This window comes from Modestobacter versicolor, from assembly GCF_041028285.1.
GTDB lineage: Bacteria > Actinomycetota > Actinomycetes > Mycobacteriales > Geodermatophilaceae > Modestobacter > Modestobacter versicolor_A.
Window position 1 is genome coordinate 446,856 of sequence record NZ_JABGDB010000003.1, and the last position, 22,133, is coordinate 468,988.

A 22,133-nucleotide genomic window follows, 5' to 3' on the forward strand; every position below is an offset into this window, starting at 1 on the left:
GAGGGGCCAGTGAACCCCGCCACCGCCTTCGCCCGGGTGCTCGTCGACGAGATGGTCCGGGGCGGGGTCACCGACGCCGTCGTCGCGCCCGGGTCCCGGTCCGCGCCGGTGGCCCTCGCGCTGGCCGACGCGGAGACCGCCGGCCGGCTGCGGCTGCACGTGCGGATCGACGAGCGCACCGCCGCCTTCCTGGCGCTCGGCCTGGCCCGGGCGGCGGGCCGGCCGGTGCCGGTGCTCACCACCTCCGGGACGGCGACCGCGCACCTGCACGCCGCCGTGCTCGAGGCGGCCGCGAGCGGCGTGCCGCTGCTGGCGCTCACCGCCGACCGGCCGCCGGAGCTGCGCTCGACCGGGGCGAACCAGACCATCGAGCAGCCCGGCCTCTACGGCGGCGCGGTCCGCTGGGCGGTCGACGTCGGCGTGCCCGAGGCCGGGCGCGAGGCGGCGCAGAACCGGTACTGGCGGTCGGTGGTGGCCAAGGCGCTGCTGGTCGCCCGCGGCGACGTCTCCGGCGACCCCGGCCCGGTGCACCTCAACCTCGGCCTGCGCGAGCCGCTGCTGCCCGACGACGGCACGCCCGGCACGCCCGCGCCGCTGCCCTCGGGCGACCTCGCCGGCCGCCCGGACGGCGCGCCGTGGACCGTGGCGGCCCCGGGCGCCGGCGCCCCGCCGGCGCTGGTGGGCACGGCCGGCCGCACGCTCGTCGTCGCCGGGGACGCGCCCGCTGCCCTCGGCCGGGCTGCCGCGGCCGCCGCCGACCGGCACGGGTGGCCGGTGCTGGCCGAGCCGAGCAGCGGGGCGTGGGGCGCGGCCGGTGCGGTGCGCGGTGCCGCGCTGCTGCTCGCCGCCCCGGACTGGCTGGCCGCGCACCGGCCCGAGCGGGTCGTCGTCGTCGGCCGGCCCACGCTGTCCCGGCCGGTGTCGGCGCTGCTGGCCGACCCGGCGGTACGGGTGGAGACCGTCGCCGCGACCCCGCGCTGGGCCGACCCGGGCCGGGGCAGCGCCGTCGTGGGCGCGGGCCGGCCGGGGACGGACGACGCCGGGCCCAGCGACGAGGCGTGGGTGGCGGACTGGTCAGCCGCTGCCACCCGGGTCGGGGGAGCCGTGGACGCGGAGCTCGACGACCCGGCGCACGGGCTGACCGCCGCTCGGCTGGCCCGCGACGTGGTGGCGGCGCTGCCCGCCGGTGCGCTGCTGGTCGTCGGCTCGTCGACCCCGGTGCGCGACGTCGACCGGCTCGCGGTGCCGCGGGGCGACCTCACCGTGCTGGCCAACCGCGGGGTGGCGGGCATCGACGGCACCATCTCCACCGCCGTGGGCGCCGCCCTGGCCCACCCCGGCGGCGGGCCGGCGTTCGCGCTGATGGGCGACCTGACGTTCCTGCACGACCTCACCGGTCTGCTCACCGGCGAGGGCGAGGCGGTGCCCGACCTGACCGTCGTCGTCCCGGACAACGACGGCGGCGGCATCTTCGCCCAGCTGGAGCCGGGGCAGCCGCAGCACGCGTCGTCCTACCGCCGGGTGTTCGGCACACCGCACGGGCGCGACCTGGTCGCGGTCGCCCGGGCGCTGGGCTGGGCCGCGACGGCGGTGGACGAGCCCGGGCAGCTCCCGGCGGCGCTGGCGGCGGGCGGGCCGCGGGTCGTCGTAGTCCGCACCGACGCCGCCGCCGACGCGGCGCTGGCGGTGCGGCTGCGCGAGGTCGCGGCAGCGGCGCTGGGTCAGGCCTGAGGGAGCGCGACCGGGTGCGGCCGGCCGAGCAGCAGCAGCTCGGCGTCGGCCTCCTCCAGCGCGGGGGAGAACAGCCAGCCCTGCGCGGAGTCGCAGTGCTCGGCGCGCAGCCGGTCGCGCTGGCCGGTGGTCTCCACGCCCTCGGCGACGACCTCCAGCCGCAGCGTGCGGCCCAGCTGGACCAGGCCGTGCACGATCGCGGCGTCGTCCGGTGAGCCGTCGAGCAGGGTGACGAAGGAGCGGTCGATCTTGAGCACGTCCACGTCGAACTGCCGCAGGTAGCTCAGCGACGAGTAGCCGGTGCCGAAGTCGTCCAGCGCCAGCCGGACGCCGAGGGCGCGCAGCTCGGCCAGCCGCTCGGCGACCGCGTCGGGGTCGGTGACCAGGGCGGTCTCGGTGACCTCGAGGACCAGCGCCGAGGGCGCGAGACCGCTGGTGGCCAGCGCCTCGGCCACGTGCTGCAGCAGCGTGCCGCCGACCAGCTGCCGGGCGGAGACGTTGACCGCCATCGACAGCGGGGTGCCCGGGTGGGCGCGCTGCCAGCGGGCGGCGGTGGCGGTGGCCTGGGACAGCACCCAGCGGCCGATGGCGACGATCTCGCCGGAGTCCTCCGCGACCGGGACGAAGCGCTCCGGGCCGACGGCGCCGAGGGTCGGGTGCTGCCAGCGGAGCAGCGCCTCGAAGCCGGTGACCTGCTCGGTCCGCAGGTCGACGACCGGCTGGTAGGCCAGCCGCAGCTGCCCGGCGGCGAGCGCGCCGGCCAGCTCCCGCTCCAGCTCGATCCGCTGCAGGGCGGCCGTGCGCATCCCGAGGTCGAACACGACCCACTGGGCGCGGCCGGCGGCCTTGGCGCGGTACATGGCGATGTCGGCGTCGCGGAACAGCGACAGCGGCGTGGCCTCGGGCTCGGCGACGACGATGCCGATGCTGGCGGCCACGGCCACCGTGTGCCCGCCCAGGTCGACCGGGGCGCTGATCACCTCGAGCAGCCGCTGGGCGAGGGCGGCCGCCGCGGGCACACCGCCGGTGGTGTCGTCGACCAGCACGGCGAACTCGTCGCCGCCCAACCGGGCCACGGTGTCGGCGGCCCGGACGACGCCGCGCAGCCGCTCGGCGACGGTGCACAGCAGGTCGTCACCGGCCAGGTGGCCGATGCTGTCGTTGACGTCCTTGAAGCCGTCGAGGTCCAGGCACAGCACGACCGGCGGGCTGCCGGTGCGGCCGGCCCGCCGCAGCGCCTGCTCGGTGTGGGCGAGGAACAGCGAGCGGTTGGCCAGCCCGGTCAGCCCGTCGTAGAACGCCTGGTGGGCCAGTTCCCGCTCGGCCAGCTTGCGGGCGGTGATGTCGTAGACGCTGACCACGATGCCGGCCACGTCCGGGTCGTGCCGGAGGTCCACCGCGCGACCGCCCAGCCACACCGGTCCGGTGGTCCCGGAGCCGCCGAGCAGCTCCAGCTCGACGGGGGCACCGGGGTCCCGCTGGGCCTGCTGCAGCGCCGCGGTGACCTGGTCCGGGGCCACCCCGATCGCGGTCAGCAGGTGCGGCAGGGAGACCCCGCCGGTGGCGGGCCGGCCGAGCAGCTCGGTGAGCGTGCGGGAGTCGGAGGTGAGCAGCCCGGTGCCGTCGACCACCGCGACCGCGTCGGAGGAGTGCACGGCCAGCGCCTCGGAGCGGCGGGCCTGCGAGCGCACGGCGGCCCAGGCCCGGTCGGCGTCCAGGGCCAGGACGCGGGTGCGGACCGTGGTGAGCACCAGCAGCACGCCCCAGACCACCAGCCCCGGGCCCGGGTGGACGTCGACGCCGCGCTGCCACGCCGCGAGCTCGACCAGCGCCGGCGCGGTGAACGGCAGCACGTTCAGCGTCATCCGCCACGGTCCGTGGCCGGACCGCCGTCCGCGGTCCCGGTCGCCGGGAGCCACGCGGGTCCACGGGACGAGGGCGAGCAGCAGCATGCCGACCAGGTGGGCCACCCGCGGCCAGGGGCTGTCGGTGCCGGAGGACACGAGCACCAGCCGGCCGACGTCGGCGCCGAGCCAGCAGCACGCGGCCAGCAGGCCCAGCAGGGCGGGCCCGCGGACCCGGCCGCCGACCACCACGCGCCAGGCCCCGAGGCCGATGACGACCGCGTCGAGCACCGGGTAGGCCATCCACAGCACCCGGTCGAGGAGGTCGTGACCGCGTTCCTCGAGCAGGCGGGCGACCCCGCTCTGGTAGGTCACCAGCAGGGCGACGACGAGCGCGGCGGCGCCGTCCAGGAGGGACTGGAGCGACGCGCGCGGCAGCCGCGAGCCGCCGAGCCGGGGGAGGAGCAGCATCCCGGCCAGCGCCGCGATGCCGGCCAGCCGGAGCAGGTCGGGGACCGACACCGAGTGGATGGTGCCGGTGCCCCGCTCGACGACCTGCGCGGCGACGTCGGCCAGGGCGGTGCAGGTCAGGGCCAGCGGCACCCAGGGGACCGAGCCGCGGTTCGACGGGCGGGAGGCGACCGCGACCCAGCCGATGACGGCGGCGAGCACGGCGACGCCGACGGCGGCCAGACCGCCGACGACCGTGCGCGGCCGGAGCACGGTCAGCGCCAGCAGCAGCGGCAGGACGGCGACGAGCAGCGCGCAGCCGACCGCCCACGGGTCCGTCCGAGGGCGGTGCCCGCCGACGGACACGCGGGGCCTGCTCACCCGGACAGCTTCGGCCTGGACGTGGGCGGGCTTGACCCGGCCGGACCGGATCGACACCTACGGGTGAGACCACGCCGCGGGCGGTCTCAGTCCTCCAGGGCGGCCTGGAAGGCGGCCAGCTTCGCCTGGGTCTCGGCCAGCTCGGCGATCGGGTCGGAGCCGGAGACGATGCCGCAGCCGGCGAACAGCCGCGCCTGGCGGCCGTCGTCGGCGCCGGTGAGCTGGGCGCAGCGCAGCGCCAGCCCGAACTCGCCGTCGCCGCGGGAGTCCAGCCAGCCCACCGGACCGGCGTACCGGCCGCGGTCCATGCCCTCGAGCTCGCCGATGACCCGGGCGGCGGCGGGGGTGGGGCTGCCGCAGACCGCCGCGGTGGGGTGCACGGCCCGGATCAGCTCGAGCAGGCCGGTCGGGTCGCCGTCCCGCTGGGTGCCGTGCACGTCGCTGGCCAGGTGCCGGACGTTGGGCAGGGTGAGCACGTCGGGCCGGTCGGGCACGAACAGGTCGTCGACGAACGGGCGCAGCGCGTCGGCGAGGCTGGTGACGGCGTAGCTGTGCTCGGCGTGGTCCTTGACCGACGCCTCGAGCCCGGCGGCGAGCCGGTCGTCGTCCGCGCCCGCGCCCCGCGGGGCGGTGCCGGCGAGGACCCGGGCGTCGAGCCGGCGGCCGGTGCGGCGCAGCAGCAGCTCAGGGGTGGCGCCGAGCATGCCCTCGACGGCGAAGGTCCAGGTGTCCGGGAAGCGCTCGGCCAGCCGGAGCAGCAGCCGCCGCGGGTCGAGCGGGCGGTCGGCGCTGACCAGCAGGTCGCGGGCGAGCACCACCTTGTCCAGCTCACCGGCGTCGATCCGGGCGACGGCGGCCGCGACCGCGCCGCACCAGGCGACCGGGTCGAGCGCCCCGTCGGCGTAGGCCAGCCGGCCGATCGAGGTGGCCGCCTCCTGCGGTGAGCTCTCGACGACGGCACGGGCCTCGTCGGCCTCGCCGGTGACGGTGACCCAGGTCTGCCCGTCCCGGCGGCCGACGACGACCTCCGGGACGACGAACACCGACGTCCCGGCCGCGGGGTCGAAGGCGATGGAGGCGAAGACCACCGGGCCGGAGCCGGGGACGCGCAGCGGGTCGTCGGACTCCGTGGCGGCGCAGCGGTCGGCCCACCAGGCGGCGGCCTCGGTGAGGGCGTCCGGGCCGGTGACCTCGAGGCGGTCGGCCTCGCCCCAGCCGACCAGGCCCTCGCCCCGGCGGACCCAGGCGAGGGCGCCCTCGGCGGGAAGCAGGGTGAGCAGCGGGGTGCGGCGCGGACCGAACGGGGTGGTCGTGACGACGGCCACGTCCGTCGGGTCGGCTGCGATGGTCACCGCTCCAGGGTAGGAGGCCCGGAGGTAGCGTCGCCGACGTGGCGACCGGTGGACGACGTGCGGCAGCGGGGACGCGGGCGGGGCTGGACAAGCACCCGGCCGACGTCGCGGCGATGTTCGACCGGGTGGCCGGCCGCTACGACGTGACGAACACCGTGCTCTCCGGCGGTCTGGACGCCGGCTGGCGCCGGGCCACCCGTGAGGCGCTGGGCGCCCGGCCGGGCTCGACGGTGCTCGACGTCGCGGCCGGGACGGCGGTCTCCACCGTCGAGCTGGCCGCCGGGGGAGTGCACGCGATCGCCTGCGACTTCTCCCAGGGGATGCTGCGCGCCGCGGCGTCGCGGCCGGTGCCCAAGGTCGCCGGCGACGCGATGGCGCTGCCGCTGGCCGACCAGAGCGTGGACGGCGTCGTCATCTCCTTCGGCCTGCGCAACGTCGCCGACCCCGTCGCCGCCCTGCGCGAGTTCGCCCGGGTCACCCGCCCCGGCGGCACGCTCGTGGTGTGCGAGTTCTCCAGCCCGGTCTGGCGGCCCTTCCGCACCGTCTACACCGAGTACCTGATGCGCGCGCTGCCGGTGATCGCGCGGGCGGTGAGCAGCAACCCCGAGGCCTACGTCTACCTGGCGGAGTCGATCCGCGCGTGGCCGGCCCAGCCGGAGCTGGCGCGCTGGCTGCAGGAGGCCGGCTGGGCCGACGTGGCCTGGCGCGACCTGACCGGCGGCGTCGTGGCGCTGCACCGCGGCACCCGGCTGTAGGCGTCCTCGCCCGCCTGAGCCGCTCCGGCGTCCGTGGAGCCGCGTCGTGGCACGGCTCCACGGTCGGCGACGCGGTCTGACCTTGGCAGCGTGCGCACCCAGCCAGGGGTGTCGTCCACCGCGCCGGCGGGGTCGTCGCGTTGCCCGCTGGACGGGAGCCGGCCCGACGGATCGCCGTGCTGAGCAGGCAGGACTGTCGTACCCCTTCTCTAGGTTCGGGGTGTGTTCGAGGCGGCGGGTTACGGGGTGGCGCTGACTGTCGCGCCTGTCTCGGAGCCGCGGGACCGGAGCATGGAGCCACCGCCTGCCGGGGTGACGCGGCGGCGGTCGCGGCTGACCGACGTGCTGGACCCCGACGGGTTCGACGACGTCGAGTGGGCGCGGGAGATGTCGGCGCTGGCGGTCGGTGCGGCGAAGCTGGCTGCCTACGAGGCGGCGATGGTGGCGAGCATGGCCGCGCGCCGGCCGGCGTCGGCGGACCGGAGCCCGGATCAGCCCGGTCATCGGGTGGCGGGGTGGACACCGGGGGAGCCGCCGCCGGTGCAGGTGAGCGAGTTCTTCGTCGATGAGCTGGCGCTGGCGCGGGGGATCTCGGTGACGGCGGCGTCGCGGCTGCTGGAGCGTTCGCTGGTGCTGGTCCACGAGCTGCCCGACACCTGGGGTGCGCTGGCCGACGGGCTGGTCGACCCGCCGCGGGCGGCGGCGATCGCCCGGGCCCTGGGCGGGCAGTCCGTCGCGGCCGGCGGCAAGGTCGCGCCAGGGGTCGTCGCGGAGGTCGAGGCGCAGGCGCTGGAGTGGGCGCTGGCGGGGGAGACGCCGCGCCGGTTGCAGGAGCGGACGGCAGCGGCGTTGATCGCGCTGGACGAGGCGGCGGCGGATCGGCGGCGGAAGAAGGCCGAGGCCAACGCCGACGTGGTCACCCGCGCGACCGCCGACGGGATGGGGCAGCTCATCGCGGACCTGCCGATGCCGGTCGCCGCCGCCTGCCGCGAGGCGGTGGACGGGTACGCGCGGATGGCCAAGGCCGACGGGGACACCCGGCCGATCGGCCAGCTGCGCACGCAGATCATGGCTGACCTCATCCTCCGGCCGTGGGACACCAGCCGGGAGCCGGTGACCGCGCACCTGCGGGTGATCGCCCCGCTCCCGGTGCTCGGAGATCAACGGGAGCCCGGTGCTGACGTCCGGGTGCCCACCGACGACGATGCCGCCAGCGTCGAGGGCGCCCCGATCACCGCCGGGCAGCTCCGCGCCCTGCTGGAGCAGCTCGACGCGCTGTGCCCGGGTGGCCTGCAGGCTCCGGTCGGCGGCAGTCTGGGCATCGACCTGACCGACCCGGCCAGCGGTGCGCTGCGCGCGACGGTGAGCCGTCCGGAGCTGGAACGGCTGGTCCGCCGCGGCTGCCGCGTGCACCCGGCCGGTGACTGCGGCTGTGCAGTGCTGACCGCTCCACCGCCGGTGGACCGGTACACCCCGACGCCGGCGCAGCAACGCTTCGTCAAGGCCCGCGACCGCACCTGCCGGCATCCCGGCTGCCGACGGCCGGCGCGGTGGACCGACACCGACCACGTGACCGCTCACGCCGACGGCGGACCGACCGACTGCGGCAACCTGTGCTCGCTGTGCCGCCGGCACCACCGGCTCAAGACCCACGCCCCCGGCTGGCGGTTCACCATGACCGACGACGGCACGCTGACCGTCACCACGCCCTCAGGCGTCACCCGCACCACCCGACCACCGGGCTCCCGCCTGCCCGAGATCCACGCACCGGCGCCCGACGACGAGCATGACACCCCGCCGTTCTGACAGGGTCGGCGCCGCGGGCGGTCGTCGCCCCCAGCCGGAGGAGCACGCCATGGACATGAAGCTCGAACTCGTGCCGATCCCGGTCAGCGACGTCGAACGGGCCAAGGCGTTCTACGCCGACCTGCTCGGCTTCCACGCCGACGTGGACGTGCGCCCGGCCGACGGGGTCCGGGTGGTGCAGCTGACGCCCCCGGGGTCGGCCTGCTCGATCAGCTTCGGCACCGGGCTGCCGGTCTACGAGGGGGCTCCGGGGTCGGTCCGCGGCCTGCACCTGGTGGTCGCCGACATCGAGGCGGCCCGCGCCGAGCTCGTCGACCGTGGAGTCGAGGTCGGCGAGGTCGTCGACGTGGGGGGCGGGGTCCGGTACGCGGCCCTGGCGGACCCCGACGGCAACGGCTGGACCCTGCAGGAGATGGCCTGGCGCACCGGCGCCGACTTCTGAGGGGGCTGCCGCACCCGACCGCCCCGACGGCGTCGGCGCACGCCCCGCAGCACCGAATGCGCAGGTCGTGTGCCCGTCAGGACCCGCTGTGTGAACTCGGTCACCGGGGGTCCTGGCTTTCTGGCACCCCTCGGGCATAGGCTTCGACCGCTCGACTTTGTGAAGTTGTTCACAAGCGTCACACCCGGGTCGCCGGGTCGGTCTGGAGGTCCTCCCGTGGTCTGCGCGACGAGGTGCACGCCGGTCACCGGCGGGTCCCCGGCCGCCCCGGCGTCTGCCGCCCGGGCGGTGGGCGGGCACTGATGCTGTCGAACTACGTGCCCCTGGTCGGGCTGTTCGTCCTCGCCGCCGGGTTCGCGCTCTTCTCGGTCACCGCTGCGCCGTTCATCGGCCCGCGCCGGTACAACCGCGCCAAGCTCGAGGCCTACGAGTGCGGCATCGAGCCCGTCGACCAGCCGCTCACCGGTGGCCGCTTCCCGGTGAAGTACTACCTGACCGCGATGTTGTTCATCGTCTTCGACATCGAGATCGTCTTCCTCTACCCGTGGGCCGTCGCCAACGACCGGCTCGGGGTCTTCGGCCTCGTCGAGATGGCCGTCTTCATCCTCACCGTCTTCATCGCCTACACCTACGTCTGGCGCCGCGGCGGGCTGGAGTGGGAGTGACCGTGCGCGCACCGAGGGACGGGGAGTCCTGATGGGCCTCGAGGAGAAGCTGCCCAGCGGCGTCCTGCTCACCAGCGTCGAGAAGCTGGTCAACTGGACCCGGAAGTCCTCGCTGTGGCCGGCCACCTTCGGGCTGGCCTGCTGCGCGATCGAGATGATGGCCTCCGGCGCCGGCCGTTACGACCTCGCCCGCTTCGGCATGGAGGTCTTCCGCGCCTCGCCGCGCCAGGCCGACCTGATGATCGTCGCCGGCCGGGTCAGCCAGAAGATGGCCCCGGTCCTCCGCCAGATCTACGACCAGATGCCCGAGCCGCGCTGGGTGCTCGCCATGGGCGTCTGCGCCAGCTCCGGCGGCATGTTCAACAACTACGCGATCGTCCAGGGCGTCGACCACATCGTCCCGGTGGACATGTACCTGCCCGGCTGCCCGCCGCGGCCGGAGATGCTCACCGACGCCATCCTCAAGCTGCACCACAAGATCCAGCACGAGCCCCTCGGCGCCAAGCGCGCCGCCCAGCAGGCCGCCGCCCGCGCCGACGGCACCGCCCCTGACCTGCACGTCGAGATGCCCTCCAGCGTCCGGGCCGACCCGGCCGCCCGTCGCGCCTACGAGCAGGCCGCCGCCGCCGGCCGCACCGGCCAGTTCGCCATCGAGCAGCGCGGGGGCAACGCCGTCGTCCTGCCCGGGGCACCGCGATGACCGAGGCCGGGCCGGGGGCCGCGGCCGCGCCGTCCGGCGGCTTCCGGAAGGGTGCCTTCGGCGTCACCGGCAGCGGTGACACCTCCGGCTTCGGCGGGCTCGTGCGCGTCGAGCCCGGCGGCGCCGTCGCGCTGCACTCCACCGACCGCCCGTACGGCGGCTGGTTCGACGAGGTCACCGACGCCCTCATCGACGCCGTCGGCCAGGCCACCTACGACGCCGCCGTGCTGCGGGTGCTCGTCGACCGCGGCGAGATCACCTGGTTCGTCGTCCGGGAGCACCTGCTCACCCTGGTCCAGGCCCTGCGGGACGACGACGCGCTCCGCTTCGAGCTGTGCAGCAGCGTCTCCGGCGTCGACTACGAGGACAGCGGCGGCCCGGTCGCCACCCCCGACCGGCCGCGGCTGCACGTCGTCTACCACCTGACGTCGATGACCTACCGCCGCCGCATCCGGCTCGAGGTCGCCGTCACCGCCGAGGACCCGCACGTCCCCTCGGTGACGCGGGTCTACCCGACCGCGGACTGGCACGAGCGGGAGGCCTGGGACATGTTCGGCGTCGTCTTCGACGGCCACCCCTCGCTGACCCGGATCCTCATGCCCGACGACTGGGAGGGCCACCCCCAGCGCAAGGACTACCCGCTCGGCGGCGTCCCGGTCGAGTACAAGGGCGCGCAGATCCCCCCGCCCGACGAGCGCCGGAGCTACCGATGACCGGGAGCGCAGCATGACCACGACGCAGGACCCCTACGCCGGCTCGCGGGACACCACCGAGGGCCGGGTCTACACCGTCACCGGTGGCGACTGGGACCAGACCTTCGGTGCGGACCCGCACGAGGAGGAGCGGCTCGTCGTCAACATGGGCCCGCAGCACCCCTCCACCCACGGGGTGCTCCGGCTGGTGCTCGACCTCGAGGGCGAGACGGTCACCAAGGCCCGCGTCGTCATCGGCTACCTGCACACCGGCATCGAGAAGACGACGGAGTACCGGACCTGGACCCAGGGGACGACCCTGGTCACGCGGATGGACTACCTGGCCCCGCTGTTCAACGAGACCGCCTACTGCCTGGCCGTGGAGAAGCTGCTGGGCGTCGAGGCCCCGCCGCGCGCCCAGACCATCCGGGTGCTGGTCATGGAGCTCAACCGGATCGCCTCGCACCTGGTGGGGCTGGCCACCTTCGGCATGGAGATGGGCGCCCTCACCGGGATGACCAACGGCTTCCGCGAGCGCGAGCTGGTGCTCGACCTGCTCGAGGAGATCACCGGCCTGCGGATGAACCACGCCTACGTCCGCCCCGGTGGCCTGGCGCAGGACCTGCCCGAGGGCGTCGAGGGCCGGATCCGCGAGTTCCTCGAGGTGATGCCGGAGCGGATCACCGGGATGCACCGGCTGCTCACCGGCCAGCCGATCTGGCAGCGGCGGCTCAAGGACGTCGGCTTCCTCGACGTCACCGGCTGCCTCGCCCTCGGCGTCACCGGCCCGGTCCTCCGGTCCGCCGGCCTGCCCTGGGACCTGCGCAAGGTCGAGCCCTACTGCGGCTACGAGACCTACGACTTCGAGGTCCCGACCGCGGACACCGCCGACGCCTGGGGCCGCTACCTGGTCCGGGTCGCCGAGATCGGTGAGTCGCTGAAGCTCGTCGAGCAGGCGCTGGACAAGCTCGAGCCGGGCCCGGTGATGGTCGAGGACGCCAAGATCGCCTGGCCCGCGCAGCTGTCCCTCGGCGCCGACGGGATGGGCAACTCCCTCGACCACGTCCGGCACATCATGGGCCAGTCGATGGAGGCCCTGATCCACCACTTCAAGCTGGTCACCGAGGGCTTCCGGGTGCCGGCCGGGCAGGTCTACACGGCCATCGAGTCACCCCGCGGCGAGCTCGGCTACCACGTGGTCAGCGACGGCGGCACCCGCCCGTTCCGCGTCCACGTCCGCGACCCCAGCTTCACCAACCTGCAGGCGACCGCGGCCATGAGCGAGGGCGGCATGATCGCCGACGTCATCGCGGCGATCGCCTCCATCGACCCGGTCATGGGAGGCGTGGACCGATGAGTGCTCTGCCCGGTTCCTTCGAGGGGACGGCGGTCACCGGGCTGGACTCCAGCCCGGTCGAGCCCGCCGCCCCGGACCTGCCGCTGCTCACCGAGCAGCACGAGGCCGAGGCGCGCGAGCTGATGGCCCGGTACCCGCAGGCCCGCTCCGCGCTGCTGCCGATGCTGCACCTGGTGCAGTCGGTGCAGGGCTACGTGTCCCCGGAGGGCGTCGGCTTCTGCGCCCGCCTGCTCGGCCTCACCAAGGCCGAGGTGGGCGCGGTCGCGACCTTCTACACGATGTACAAGCGGCACCCCACCGGCCGGCACCTGGTCAGCGTCTGCACCAACACGCTGTGCGCCGTGCTGGGCGGGCAGCGCATCTACGACGCGGTCTCCGCCGACCTCGGCGTCGGCCACGACCAGACGGCGGCCGACGGCTCGGTCACCCTCGAGCACGCCGAGTGCCTTGCCGCCTGCGACTACGCGCCGGTGGTCACCGTCGACTACGAGTTCTACGACCAGCAGGACGTCGACAGCGCCCGGGAGCTGGTCGCCGCCCTGCGCCGGGGCGAGAAGCCGCCGCCGACCCGCGGCGCGCCCCTGACCGACTTCCGCGGCGTCTCCCGCCAGCTCGCCGGCCTCTCGCAGTTCACCGACGCCGCCGCGGCGCAGGCCGCGGTCGACGGGCCCTCGGCCGGGGCCCCGACGCTGATCGGCGTCCGGCTGGCCGCCGAGCGCGGCGAGCAGGCGCCGGCCATGGACGCGGGAGGCCGCCCGGACACCGACGCCGGCACCCCGGCACCCGAGGCGCCGTCGTCCGGTGGCACCGGTGCCGAGCGGGCCGGCGACGCCACCGTCGCCGCCGCCGGCAACCCCGCCGAGAAGAGCGGTGCCGAGCAGGTGCACACCGACGCCCCCGAGCCCGCCGGCCGGCAGCCGGCCGAGCGCGGCCACGAGGGCACCGACACCCCACCCACCGGCACCACCGGCGGGACGAACAGCTCCGTCGAGCGAGAGGTCTGACGCCGTGCCGCTCACCCCCGTGCTGACCTCGCGGTACGCCGCGCCGCGCTCCTGGACGCTGGAGACCTACGAGCGGCTCGACGGCTACCGCGCGCTGCGCACCGCGCTGGCCATGACCCCCGACGAGCTGGTCGGCCTGGTCAAGGACTCCGGCCTCCGCGGCCGCGGCGGTGCCGGCTTCCCGACCGGCATGAAGTGGAGCTTCATCCCGCAGCCCAAGCCGGGGGAGACCCCGACCGGCCCGGCCGCGGCGCCCAAGTACCTGGTGGTCAACGCCGACGAGGGCGAGCCGGGCACCTGCAAGGACGTGCCGCTGATGATGGCCGACCCGCACTCGCTGGTCGAGGGCGTGATCATCTCCGCGTACGCGATCCGCTCGCACTTCGCCGTCATCTACGTCCGCGGCGAGGCGGTGCACGCCCACCGCCGGCTGGTGGCCGCCGTCGCCGAGGCCTACGCCGCCGGCTACCTCGGCACCGACGTGCTGGGCTCGGGCTACGACCTGGAGCTCGTCGTGCACGCCGGCGCCGGCGCCTACATCTGCGGCGAGGAGACCGCCCTGCTGGACTCCCTGGAGGGCTACCGCGGGCAGCCCCGGCTCAAGCCGCCGTTCCCGGCCGTCGCCGGCCTCTACGGCGCCCCGACCGTGATCAACAACGTCGAGACGCTGGCCAGCGTCCCGTACGTCGTCCGCGGCGGGTCGGGCTGGTTCAAGGCGATGGGCCCGGAGAAGTCGCCGGGACCCAAGATCTACTCGCTGTCCGGTCGCGTCGTCCGGCCAGGCCAGTACGAGGCCCCGATGGGGACGACGATGCGCGAGCTGCTGGCCATGGCCGGCGGCGTGCGCCCTGGGCACGAGCTCAAGTTCTGGACGCCGGGCGGCTCCTCGACGCCGTACTTCACCGCGGAGCACCTCGACGTCCCGCTGGACTTCGACTCGGTCGCCGCGGCCGGCTCGATGCTCGGCACCACGGCGCTGATGGTCTTCGACGAGACCGACTCGATCGTCGAGGCGACGCTGCGGTTCACCGAGTTCTACGCCCACGAGAGCTGCGGCAAGTGCACCCCCTGCCGGGAGGGCACCTACTGGCTGGTCCAGATCCTGGAACGGCTGGTGCACGGGCACGGCCGGGCCGCCGACCTGGACCTGCTCACCGACACCTGCGACAACATCCTGGGCCGGTCGTTCTGCGCCCTCGGCGACGGCGCCACCAGCTGCATCGCCAGCTCGCTGAAGTACTTCCGGGACGACTACGTCGCCCTCCTGCCCGCCGAGGAGCAGAGCCGGCTGGGCCGGTCGCTCCGCATCGAGCCCGTGGGGGCCATGGCATGACGACGACCGCTCCGACCCCGGCGCCGGCCACCCCGCCGGCGGTCCCCGGTCCGCACACGCCCCCGGACGCCGTGCACTGCACCATCGACGGCTTCGCGGTGGCGGTGCCCAAGGGGACGCTGATCATCCGGGCCGCCGAGCAGATCGGCGTCCAGATCCCGCGGTTCTGCGACCACCCGCTGCTCGACCCGATCGGCGCCTGCCGGCAGTGCCTGGTCGAGGTGGAGGGCCAGCGCAAGCCGGTCGCCTCCTGCACCACCCCGGTGACGCCGGACATGGTGGTGCACACCCAGCTGACCAGCGAGGTCGCCGACAAGGCGCAGCAGGGCACGATGGAGCTGCTGCTGGTCAACCACCCGCTGGACTGCCCGGTCTGCGACAAGGGCGGCGAGTGCCCGCTGCAGAACCAGGCGATGAGCAACGGGCGCACCGAGACCCGGTTCGTCGAGACCAAGCGCACGTACCCCAAGCCGCTGCCGATCAGCACCCAGGTGCTGCTGGACCGCGAGCGCTGCGTGCTGTGCGCCCGCTGCACCCGGTTCAGCCAGCAGGTGGCCGGCGACCCGTTCATCGAGCTGTTCGAGCGCGGCGCGCTGGAGCAGGTGGCGATCTACGAGGACGAGCCGTTCGAGTCCTACTTCTCCGGCAACACCACCCAGATCTGCCCGGTGGGGGCGCTGACCAGCGCCACCTACCGCTTCCGCTCCCGCCCGTTCGACCTGCGCAGCGAGCCCAGCGTCTGCGAGCACTGCGCCAGCGGCTGCGCCCAGCGCACCGACTACCGCCGCGGCTCCGTCATGCGCCGGCTGGCCGGGGAGGACCCCGCGGTCAACGAGGAGTGGAACTGCGACAAGGGCCGCTACGGCTTCCGCTACGCCAGCAGCAACGAGCGGCTCACCACCCCGCTGGTCCGCCGGGACGGCGTGCTGCAGCCGGCCTCCTGGCCGGAGGCGTGGGCCGCGGCCGCCGAGGGGCTGCGCGCGGCCCAGCAGGCCGGCGGGGTCGGGGTGCTGCCCGGGGGGCGGCTCACCGTCGAGGACGCCTACGCCTACGCCAAGTTCGCCCGCGTGGTGCTGGGCACCGACGACGTCGACGCCCGGGCCCGCGCGCACTCCGCCGAGGAGCTGGCGTTCCTGGCCTCGCACGTGGCCGGGACGGCGCCCGGCGCCGGCGCGGTCACCTACGACGAGCTGACCGCGGCCCCGGCCGTGCTGCTGGTCGGCTTCGAGCCGGAGGAGGAGTCGCCGATCGTCTTCCTGCGGCTGCGCCGGGCCGTCCGGACCACGGGGATGCAGGTCTTCGACGTCGCCCCCTTCGCCACCCGCGCCGCGGAGAAGCTGAAGGCGACGCTGCTGGCCACCGTGCCCGGGGACGAGGCCCGCTCGCTGACCGCCCTGGCGGCCGGCACCTGGGGCGGCCCCGCGGTGGAGGCGCTCCGGCTGCCCGGTGCCGTCGTCCTGGTCGGTGAGCGGCTGGCCGAGGTGCCCGGAGGCTTCTCCGCCGTCGCCGGGCTCGCCCGGTCCACCGGCGCCCGGGTCGGCTGGGTGCCGCGGCGGGCGGGGGAGCGGGGCGCGGTCGAGGTCGGCGCGCTGCCCGGGCTGCTGCCCGGCGGCCGGCTGGTCACCGACCCCGCCGCCCGCGCCCAGGTCGAGCAGCTGTGGGGTGCCCCGGTCCCGGCGACCCCGGGCCGCGACCTCACCGGCATCCTCGCCGCCGCCCGGGACGGCGCCCTCGGCGGCCTGCTCGTCGGCTCCGTCGACCCGCACGACCTGCCCGACCCGGCGCTGGCCGAGGCCGCGCTGGCCACCGCCGGGTTCGTGGTCAGCCTGGAGCTGTTCCCGAGCGCGGTCACCGCGCACGCCGACGTCGTCCTGCCGGTCGCCGCGGCACCGGAGAAGGCCGGCGCCTACCTGGACTGGGAGGGCCGGGTGCGTCCGTTCGACGCGACCCTGCACGGCACCGGCCAGCTGACCGACGGCCGGGTGCTGCACGGCATCGCCGAGCACCTCGGCGTCCGGCTCGGCCTGCCGACCGTGGTCGAGGCCCGCCGGGAGCTCATCGCCCTCGGCGGCTCGACCGGCGGCGCTCCCCGCGGCGGGCTGGACGTCGCCCCGGCGGCCGCACCGGAGCTGCGCGGCGAGCAGGCCGTGCTGGCCTCCTGGCGGCAGCTGCTCGACGACGGCACCCTGCAGCGCGACGAGCCGGCCATGGCCGGCACCGCCCGCCCGCCGGTGGCCCGGCTGGGCACGGACGCCGCGGGCCGGCTCGGCCTGGCCGACGGCGACCTGCTCACCGTCACCGGCCCGGCCGGCGCGGTCACCCTGCCGGTGCAGCTGGTGGAGATGCCGGACCGGGTGGTCTGGCTGCCGATGCGCTCACCCGGCAGCGCGGTCCGCACCGGGCTCGGCACCGGGCCCGGCACCGTCGTCACGCTCAGCGCAGGCGGTGCCCGGTGACCCCCCTCGCGGCGCGCGACCAGCCCACGCTGGAGGACTTCGGCAACGACGTCTGGTGGATCGTGCTCGTCAAGATCGTCGGCATCTTCGCGGTGCTGGTGCTGATGACGCTGTTCGCCATCGTGTTCGAGCGCAAGGTCGTCGCCCGGATGCAGCAGCGGGTCGGCCCCAACCGGGTCGGCCCCCGCGGCTACCTGCAGAGCCTCGCCGACGGCCTGAAGCTGGCGTTCAAGGAGGACATCATGCCGGCGCTGGCCGACCGGCCGGTGTACTTCCTGGCCCCCGTCATCGCCACCATCCCGGCGTTCCTGGCCTTCTCGGTGATCCCGCTCGGGCCGACGGTCAGCATCTTCGGCGAGCGCACCCCGCTGCAGCTCACCGACGCCCCCATCGGGGTGCTGATCGTGCTGGCCTGCTCGGCGATGGGCGTCTACGGCATCGTGCTCGGCGGCTGGGCGTCCGGCTCCACGTACCCGCTGCTCGGCGGGCTGCGCAGCGCCGCCCAGATGGTCAGCTACGAGATCGCGATGGGCCTGTCGATCGTCGCGGTGTTCCTCTACGCCGGGTCGATGTCCACCAGCGAGATCGTCGCCGGGCAGGCCGACGGCACCGACCTGTCCTTCTTCGGCATCGAGTTCACCGGCCCCAGCTGGTACGCCGTCCTGCTGCCGGTCTCCTTCGTCATCTACGTCATCGCCGTGGTCGGCGAGACGAACCGGGCGCCCTTCGACCTCCCCGAGGCCGAGAGCGAGCTGGTCGGCGGCTTCCACACCGAGTACTCGTCGCTGAAGTTCGCGCTCTTCTTCCTCGCCGAGTACGTCAACATGGTCACCGTCTCCGCGCTGGCCGCGACCCTCTTCCTCGGGGGCTGGCGGGCGCCGTGGCCGATCTCGATCTGGGACGGCGCCAACACCGGCTGGTGGCCGCTGCTGTGGTTCTTCGCCAAGGTGGTCGTCGCGCTCTTCGTCTTCATCTGGCTCCGCGGCACGCTGCCCCGGCTGCGCTACGACCAGTTCATGCGCTTCGGCTGGAAGGTCCTGGTGCCGACGGCGCTGGTCTGGATCCTGGTCGTCGCCACGATGCGCACCATCTCCCGCGAGGCCGACCTCGACGGCGGTGAGGTCGCCGTGTTCGTCGGGGTGCCGATCGCGCTGCTGGTGCTCGCCGGGCTGCTGGTCGCCTCGCGGATGCGCAACCGGGACACCCGGGTCGCCGCCCGCGCCGCGGCGGCCGGCTCGATCAACCCGACCGAGCCCGAGGTGCTCCCGCCGACCTCGCGCAGCCGGGACCGGGCCGCCGGTGGCTTCCCGGTGCCGCCGATGGACCTGCGGGTCCCGCCGTCCCCCCGGTTGCGCAGCCGCGAGGCGGTCGGCGCCGGCACGGTCGTCGGCACCGGACGGCGCAGCCCGACCCCCGTCCAGCAGCAGGAGGACGACGATGTCTGAGCACACCCCGGCCCGCCGCGAGGGCGGCGCGGTCGCCCGGCAGACCGGCGCGCCGCCCACCCCGGCCGGCAAGCGCACCAGCTGGCTGCCCGGCCCCGCCCAGGGCTTCGGCGTCACCTTCGCCACGATGTTCAAGAAGGTGACCACGGAGGAGTACCCCGAGGTCCCGAAGCAGACGAAGCCGCGCTACCACGGCCGGCACGTGCTCAACCGGCACCCCGACGGGCTGGAGAAGTGCGTCGGCTGCGAGCTGTGCGCCTGGGCCTGCCCGGCCGACGCGATCTACGTCGAGGGCGGCGACAACACCGAGGAGGCCCGGTTCTCCCCGGGTGAGCGGTACGGCCGCGTCTACCAAATCAACTACCTGCGCTGCATCTTCTGCGGCCTGTGCATCGAGGCCTGCCCGACCCGCTCGCTGACCATGAGCAACGACTTCGAGCTGGCCGACGACGACCGGCAGGCGCTGATCTACACCAAGGAGCAGCTGATGGCCCCGCTGCTGCCCGGGATGGAGCAGCCCCCGCACCCGATGCGCCTCGGGGACGACGAGAAGGACTACTACGTGCGCGACCCGAAGGCGGCTCCCCCGAACCGGCAGGCGGCCGAGCCGGTGCTCGAGGAGCTGGCGTGACCCCGGTCGAGATCGGCACCGGGGAGGCGATCGTCTTCTGGGTGCTCGGGCCGATCGCGCTCGCCGGCGCGCTGGGCATGGTGCTGTCGAAGAACGCCGTCCACTCCGCGCTCTGGCTGATCAACACGATGCTGGCGCTCGGCGTGTTCTACGTCGTCCAGGAGGCGCCGTTCCTCGGCGCGGTGCAGATCATCGTCTACACCGGCGCGATCATGATCCTCTTCCTCTTCGTGCTGATGCTGGTCGGCCGGGACACCTCCGACTCGGTGGTCGAGACCCTGCGCGGGCAGCGGGTCGCGGCGATCGTGCTGGGCATCGGGTTCGCCGGGCTGGTCGGCGCCGGCATCGCCGAGGCCACCCGGGACACCCCGGTGACCGGGCTGGAGGCGGTGCAGGGCGGCGCCGGGGGAGCGGCCGACGGCAACGTCCCGGCGATCGCCGAGCTGCTGTTCACCCGCTACCTGCTCGCCTTCGAGATCACCAGCGCCCTGCTGATCACCGCGGCGGTCGGTGCGATGGTGCTGGCGCACATCGAGCGGGAGCCCGGCAGCCGGCAGACCCAGAAGGAGCTCTCCCGGGCGCGGTTCCTCGCCGAGGACCACCCGCAGACGCTCCCCGGCCCCGGCGTCTACGCCCGGGCCAACTCGATCGCCGCCCCCGGCCGGCTGCCCGACGGCAGCCCCGCGCCGCGCAGCTTCGCCACGGGGGTCGAGCCGCAGGTCGTCGACGAGCTGCCGCCCTCGGGCTCGACCGGCGCCGAGCGCGAGGGGCTCGGCCACGCCGGCGGACCGGACGCCGCACTCGGCACGAGCGGAGGGGACCCCGCGTGAACATCTCCAACTACCTGGTGCTGGCCGCTGTCCTGTTCACCATCGGCGCCGTCGGGGTGCTGGTGCGGCGCAACGCGATCGTCGTGTTCATGTGCGTCGAGCTGATGCTCAACTCGGTGAACCTGACGCTGGTCACCTTCGCCCGCACCACCGGCACCGTCGACGGCCAGGTCATCGCCTTCTTCGTGATGGTGGTCGCGGCGGCCGAGGTGGTCGTCGGGCTGGCGATCATCATGAGCGTCTACCGGACCCGCCGCTCCGCCTCGGTCGACGACGTCAACCTGCTGAAGTACTGACCGGAGCCGACTGATGGAGACCATCCCCGCCACCGGCCTGCTCGGCGCCTCGTGGCTGCTCATCGCGCTGCCGCTGGCCGGCGCCGCGGTGCTGCTGCTCGGCGGCCGCCGCACCGACCGGTGGGGCCACCTGCTGGCCACCGGCACGGTGGCCGCGGCGTTCGTGATCGGCCTGTTCTGCACCTTCCAGCTCAGCGGCCTGGACGAGCCCTCGGCCAGCGTCGACCTGTTCACCTTCATCCGGACCGGCAACCTCGACGTCGAGGCCGGCCTGCTGTTCGACCCGCTGTCGGCGGTGTTCGTGCTGCTGATCACCGGGGTCGGCGCGCTGATCCACGTCTACTCGATCGGCTACATGGCGCACGACCCCGCCCGCCGGCGGTTCTTCGCCTACCTGAACCTGTTCGTCGCGGCGATGCTGCTGCTGGTCCTGGGCAACAGCTACGTCGCGCTCTACGTCGGCTGGGAGGGCGTCGGGCTGGCGTCCTACCTGCTGATCGCGTTCTGGTACACCCGCCCGGCCGCCGCCACGGCGGCGAAGAAGGCGTTCATCATGAACCGGGTCGGCGACGTCGGCCTCGCCCTGGCGATCTTCCTCATGTTCGCCCAGCTCGGGACGACGTCCTACGCCGGCGTCTTCGGCGAGGTGGGCCTGCTCGCCGGCGGCACGGTCACCGCGATCGGGCTGCTGCTGCTGCTCGGCGCCTGCGGCAAGTCCGGCCAGTTCCCGCTGCAGGCCTGGCTGCCCGACGCGATGGAGGGCCCGACCCCGGTCTCCGCGCTGATCCACGCCGCGACCATGGTCACCGCCGGGGTGTACCTGATCGCCCGCAGCGCCCCGGTGTTCGACGAGACGGCGACGGCGCGCACCGTCGTCCTGGTCATCGGCGCGCTGACGCTGATGATCGGCGCGATCGTGGGCTGCGCCTACGACGACATCAAGAAGGTGCTGGCCTACTCCACGGTCAGCCAGATCGGCTACATGTTCCTGGCCGTCGGCCTCGGCCCGGTGGGCTACGCCGCCGGCATCGCGCACCTGCTCGCCCACGGCTTCTTCAAGGCCGGGCTGTTCCTCGGCGCCGGCTCGGTCATGCACGCGATGCGCGACCAGGTCGACATGCGCCGCTACGGCGGGCTCGCGAAGCGGCTGCCGGTCACCTTCGTCACCTTCGGGCTGGGCTACCTGGCGCTGATCGGGTTCCCGTTCCTGTCCGGCTACTGGACCAAGGACGCGATCATCGAGGCCGCGTTCGACCGCGGCGGGGCGTCGGGCTGGCTGCTCGGCGGGGTCGCCGTCCTGGGTGCGGGGCTCACCGCCTTCTACATGACCCGGCTGATGCTGATGACCTTCGCCGGCCGGGCCCGCTGGGAGGACGGCGTGCACCCGCACGAGTCGCCGACGGTGATGACCGCGCCGATGGTCGTGCTGGCGATCGGGTCGGTGGCCGCCGGGTTCCTGCTCGTCGAGGCGTTCCCGCTCACCGAGTGGCTGGAGCCGGTGTTCGGCGAGCCGGAGGAGGCCGCGCACGTGGTCCCGCCGATCGTGGTCAGCATCGGGCTGACGGTGGTGATGCTGCTCGGCGCCGCGGCCGCCTGGCTGTTCGTCGGACGCCGCGAGGTGCCGGTCACCGCGCCGGCCCGGGTGTCGCCGGTCGTGGTGGCCGCCCGCCGCGCGCTGTACGCCGACACCGTCAACGAGTCGCTGTTCATGCGGCCCGGCATGTGGCTGACCCGCGCGCTGGTCTGGCTGGACGCCCGCGGGGTCGACGGCGTGGTCAACGGGACGGCGGCGGCGCTCGGCGGCTCGTCGTCCCGGCTGGGCCGGGCGCAGACCGGGTTCGTGCGCAGCTACGCGCTGGGGATGCTCGGCGGTGCCGTGCTCATCGCCGGCGCCCTGCTCGCGGTGACGTCGGCATGAGCGGCGCCGGCACCCCGACCACCCGCTCGACCACCACCCCGACCA

18 protein-coding genes are annotated in these 22,133 nt (G+C 74.8%); 16 read left to right on the plus strand and 2 right to left on the minus strand.

Annotated elements, in window-relative coordinates; genetic code table 11:
- Positions 1-9: 9 nt before the first annotated feature.
- On the plus strand, positions 10-1,731 hold the full coding sequence (gene menD, locus HL054_RS13495) for a 2-succinyl-5-enolpyruvyl-6-hydroxy-3-cyclohexene-1-carboxylic-acid synthase (RefSeq protein WP_369139527.1): 1,722 nt from the start codon (positions 10-12) through the stop codon (positions 1,729-1,731).
- Here menD and HL054_RS13500 read toward each other — a convergent pair.
- Positions 1,722-4,406: a putative bifunctional diguanylate cyclase/phosphodiesterase gene (locus tag HL054_RS13500; protein ID WP_369139528.1), complete on the minus strand. Its 2,685-nt coding sequence runs from the start codon at positions 4,404-4,406 to the stop codon at positions 1,722-1,724. The two genes, menD and HL054_RS13500, sit on opposite strands and share 10 nt — an antisense overlap.
- 86 nt (positions 4,407-4,492) lie before the next feature.
- A complete protein-coding gene (locus HL054_RS13505; protein WP_369139529.1) occupies positions 4,493-5,758 on the minus strand; it encodes an isochorismate synthase in 1,266 nt (421 codons plus the stop codon).
- A 38-nt stretch (positions 5,759-5,796) separates the two neighbouring features.
- On the opposite strand from HL054_RS13505, the gene HL054_RS13510 reads away from it, so the two are divergent.
- The 15 genes from HL054_RS13510 to nuoL all read left to right on the plus strand — a co-directional run bounded on the left by HL054_RS13510 (position 5,797) and on the right by nuoL (position 22,088).
- Positions 5,797-6,513 (plus strand): demethylmenaquinone methyltransferase, encoded by a 717-nt coding sequence (locus HL054_RS13510; RefSeq protein ID WP_369139530.1) that lies wholly within the window; start codon positions 5,797-5,799, stop codon positions 6,511-6,513.
- Positions 6,514-6,804: 291 nt separating this feature from the next.
- Positions 6,805-8,319 (plus strand): HNH endonuclease, encoded by a 1,515-nt coding sequence (locus HL054_RS13515; RefSeq protein ID WP_369139531.1) that lies wholly within the window; start codon positions 6,805-6,807, stop codon positions 8,317-8,319.
- Positions 8,320-8,368: 49 nt separating this feature from the next.
- Positions 8,369-8,761 (plus strand): VOC family protein, encoded by a 393-nt coding sequence (locus tag HL054_RS13520; protein WP_369139532.1) that lies wholly within the window; start codon positions 8,369-8,371, stop codon positions 8,759-8,761.
- A gap of 302 nt (positions 8,762-9,063) precedes the next feature.
- The gene (locus HL054_RS13525; RefSeq protein ID WP_440347935.1) at positions 9,064-9,426 is read left to right on the plus strand and encodes an NADH-quinone oxidoreductase subunit A; all 363 of its coding nucleotides are present in this window, start codon (positions 9,064-9,066) and stop codon (positions 9,424-9,426) included.
- A 31-nt stretch (positions 9,427-9,457) separates the two neighbouring features.
- On the plus strand, positions 9,458-10,126 hold the full coding sequence (locus tag HL054_RS13530; protein WP_440347936.1) for a NuoB/complex I 20 kDa subunit family protein: 669 nt from the start codon (positions 9,458-9,460) through the stop codon (positions 10,124-10,126).
- Positions 10,123-10,839, plus strand: a complete 717-nt coding sequence (locus HL054_RS13535) for an NADH-quinone oxidoreductase subunit C (RefSeq protein ID WP_369139533.1) — start codon at positions 10,123-10,125, stop codon at positions 10,837-10,839. The genes HL054_RS13530 and HL054_RS13535 overlap by 4 nt, the downstream gene beginning before the upstream one ends.
- Before the next feature lie 13 nt (positions 10,840-10,852).
- Entirely contained in the window at positions 10,853-12,175 is a 1,323-nt protein-coding gene (locus HL054_RS13540; protein ID WP_369139534.1) for an NADH-quinone oxidoreductase subunit D, read from the plus strand.
- Complete coding sequence (gene nuoE / locus HL054_RS13545) at positions 12,172-13,179, plus strand: NADH-quinone oxidoreductase subunit NuoE (RefSeq protein WP_369139535.1); 1,008 nt, start codon at positions 12,172-12,174, stop codon at positions 13,177-13,179. Before HL054_RS13540 ends, nuoE begins: the two co-directional genes overlap by 4 nt.
- Positions 13,180-13,183: 4 nt before the next feature.
- Positions 13,184-14,512, plus strand: a complete 1,329-nt coding sequence (nuoF, locus tag HL054_RS13550; protein ID WP_369139536.1) for an NADH-quinone oxidoreductase subunit NuoF — start codon at positions 13,184-13,186, stop codon at positions 14,510-14,512.
- Positions 14,509-16,968, plus strand: coding sequence for an NADH-quinone oxidoreductase subunit G (locus HL054_RS13555; RefSeq protein ID WP_369139537.1), 2,460 nt, complete (start codon positions 14,509-14,511; stop codon positions 16,966-16,968). Before nuoF ends, HL054_RS13555 begins: the two co-directional genes overlap by 4 nt.
- On the plus strand, positions 16,965-18,413 hold the full coding sequence (gene nuoH, locus HL054_RS13560) for an NADH-quinone oxidoreductase subunit NuoH (protein ID WP_369139538.1): 1,449 nt from the start codon (positions 16,965-16,967) through the stop codon (positions 18,411-18,413). The genes HL054_RS13555 and nuoH overlap by 4 nt, the downstream gene beginning before the upstream one ends.
- Positions 18,406-19,044, plus strand: a complete 639-nt coding sequence (nuoI, locus tag HL054_RS13565; protein ID WP_369139539.1) for an NADH-quinone oxidoreductase subunit NuoI — start codon at positions 18,406-18,408, stop codon at positions 19,042-19,044. The genes nuoH and nuoI overlap by 8 nt, the downstream gene beginning before the upstream one ends.
- Positions 19,041-19,874 carry an NADH-quinone oxidoreductase subunit J gene (locus HL054_RS13570; RefSeq protein ID WP_369139540.1) on the plus strand — a complete coding sequence of 278 codons (834 nt, stop codon included), beginning with the start codon at positions 19,041-19,043 and terminating at the stop codon, positions 19,872-19,874. The genes nuoI and HL054_RS13570 overlap by 4 nt, the downstream gene beginning before the upstream one ends.
- A complete protein-coding gene (gene nuoK / locus HL054_RS13575) occupies positions 19,871-20,170 on the plus strand; it encodes an NADH-quinone oxidoreductase subunit NuoK (RefSeq protein WP_369139541.1) in 300 nt (99 codons plus the stop codon). The genes HL054_RS13570 and nuoK overlap by 4 nt, the downstream gene beginning before the upstream one ends.
- Before the next feature lie 13 nt (positions 20,171-20,183).
- Positions 20,184-22,088: an NADH-quinone oxidoreductase subunit L gene (gene nuoL, locus HL054_RS13580; protein ID WP_369139542.1), complete on the plus strand. Its 1,905-nt coding sequence runs from the start codon at positions 20,184-20,186 to the stop codon at positions 22,086-22,088.
- The last annotated feature ends 45 nt before the right edge of the window (positions 22,089-22,133 follow it).

What these genes read in the sequence shown, in the direction of transcription:
- HL054_RS13515 (WP_369139531.1), top strand. Translation starts at nt 6,805, where the DNA reads ATGGAGCCACCGCCTGCCGGGGTGACGCGGCGGCGGTCGCGGCTGACC.
- HL054_RS13520 (WP_369139532.1), top strand. Translation starts at nt 8,369, where the DNA reads ATGGACATGAAGCTCGAACTCGTGCCGATCCCGGTCAGCGACGTCGAA.
- HL054_RS13525 (WP_440347935.1), top strand. Translation starts at nt 9,064, where the DNA reads ATGCTGTCGAACTACGTGCCCCTGGTCGGGCTGTTCGTCCTCGCCGCC.
- HL054_RS13530 (WP_440347936.1), top strand. Translation starts at nt 9,458, where the DNA reads ATGGGCCTCGAGGAGAAGCTGCCCAGCGGCGTCCTGCTCACCAGCGTC.
- HL054_RS13535 (WP_369139533.1), top strand. Translation starts at nt 10,123, where the DNA reads ATGACCGAGGCCGGGCCGGGGGCCGCGGCCGCGCCGTCCGGCGGCTTC.
- HL054_RS13540 (WP_369139534.1), top strand. Translation starts at nt 10,853, where the DNA reads ATGACCACGACGCAGGACCCCTACGCCGGCTCGCGGGACACCACCGAG.
- nuoE (WP_369139535.1), top strand. Translation starts at nt 12,172, where the DNA reads ATGAGTGCTCTGCCCGGTTCCTTCGAGGGGACGGCGGTCACCGGGCTG.
- HL054_RS13555 (WP_369139537.1), top strand. Translation starts at nt 14,509, where the DNA reads ATGACGACGACCGCTCCGACCCCGGCGCCGGCCACCCCGCCGGCGGTC.
- nuoI (WP_369139539.1), top strand. Translation starts at nt 18,406, where the DNA reads ATGTCTGAGCACACCCCGGCCCGCCGCGAGGGCGGCGCGGTCGCCCGG.
- nuoL (WP_369139542.1), top strand. Translation starts at nt 20,184, where the DNA reads ATGGAGACCATCCCCGCCACCGGCCTGCTCGGCGCCTCGTGGCTGCTC.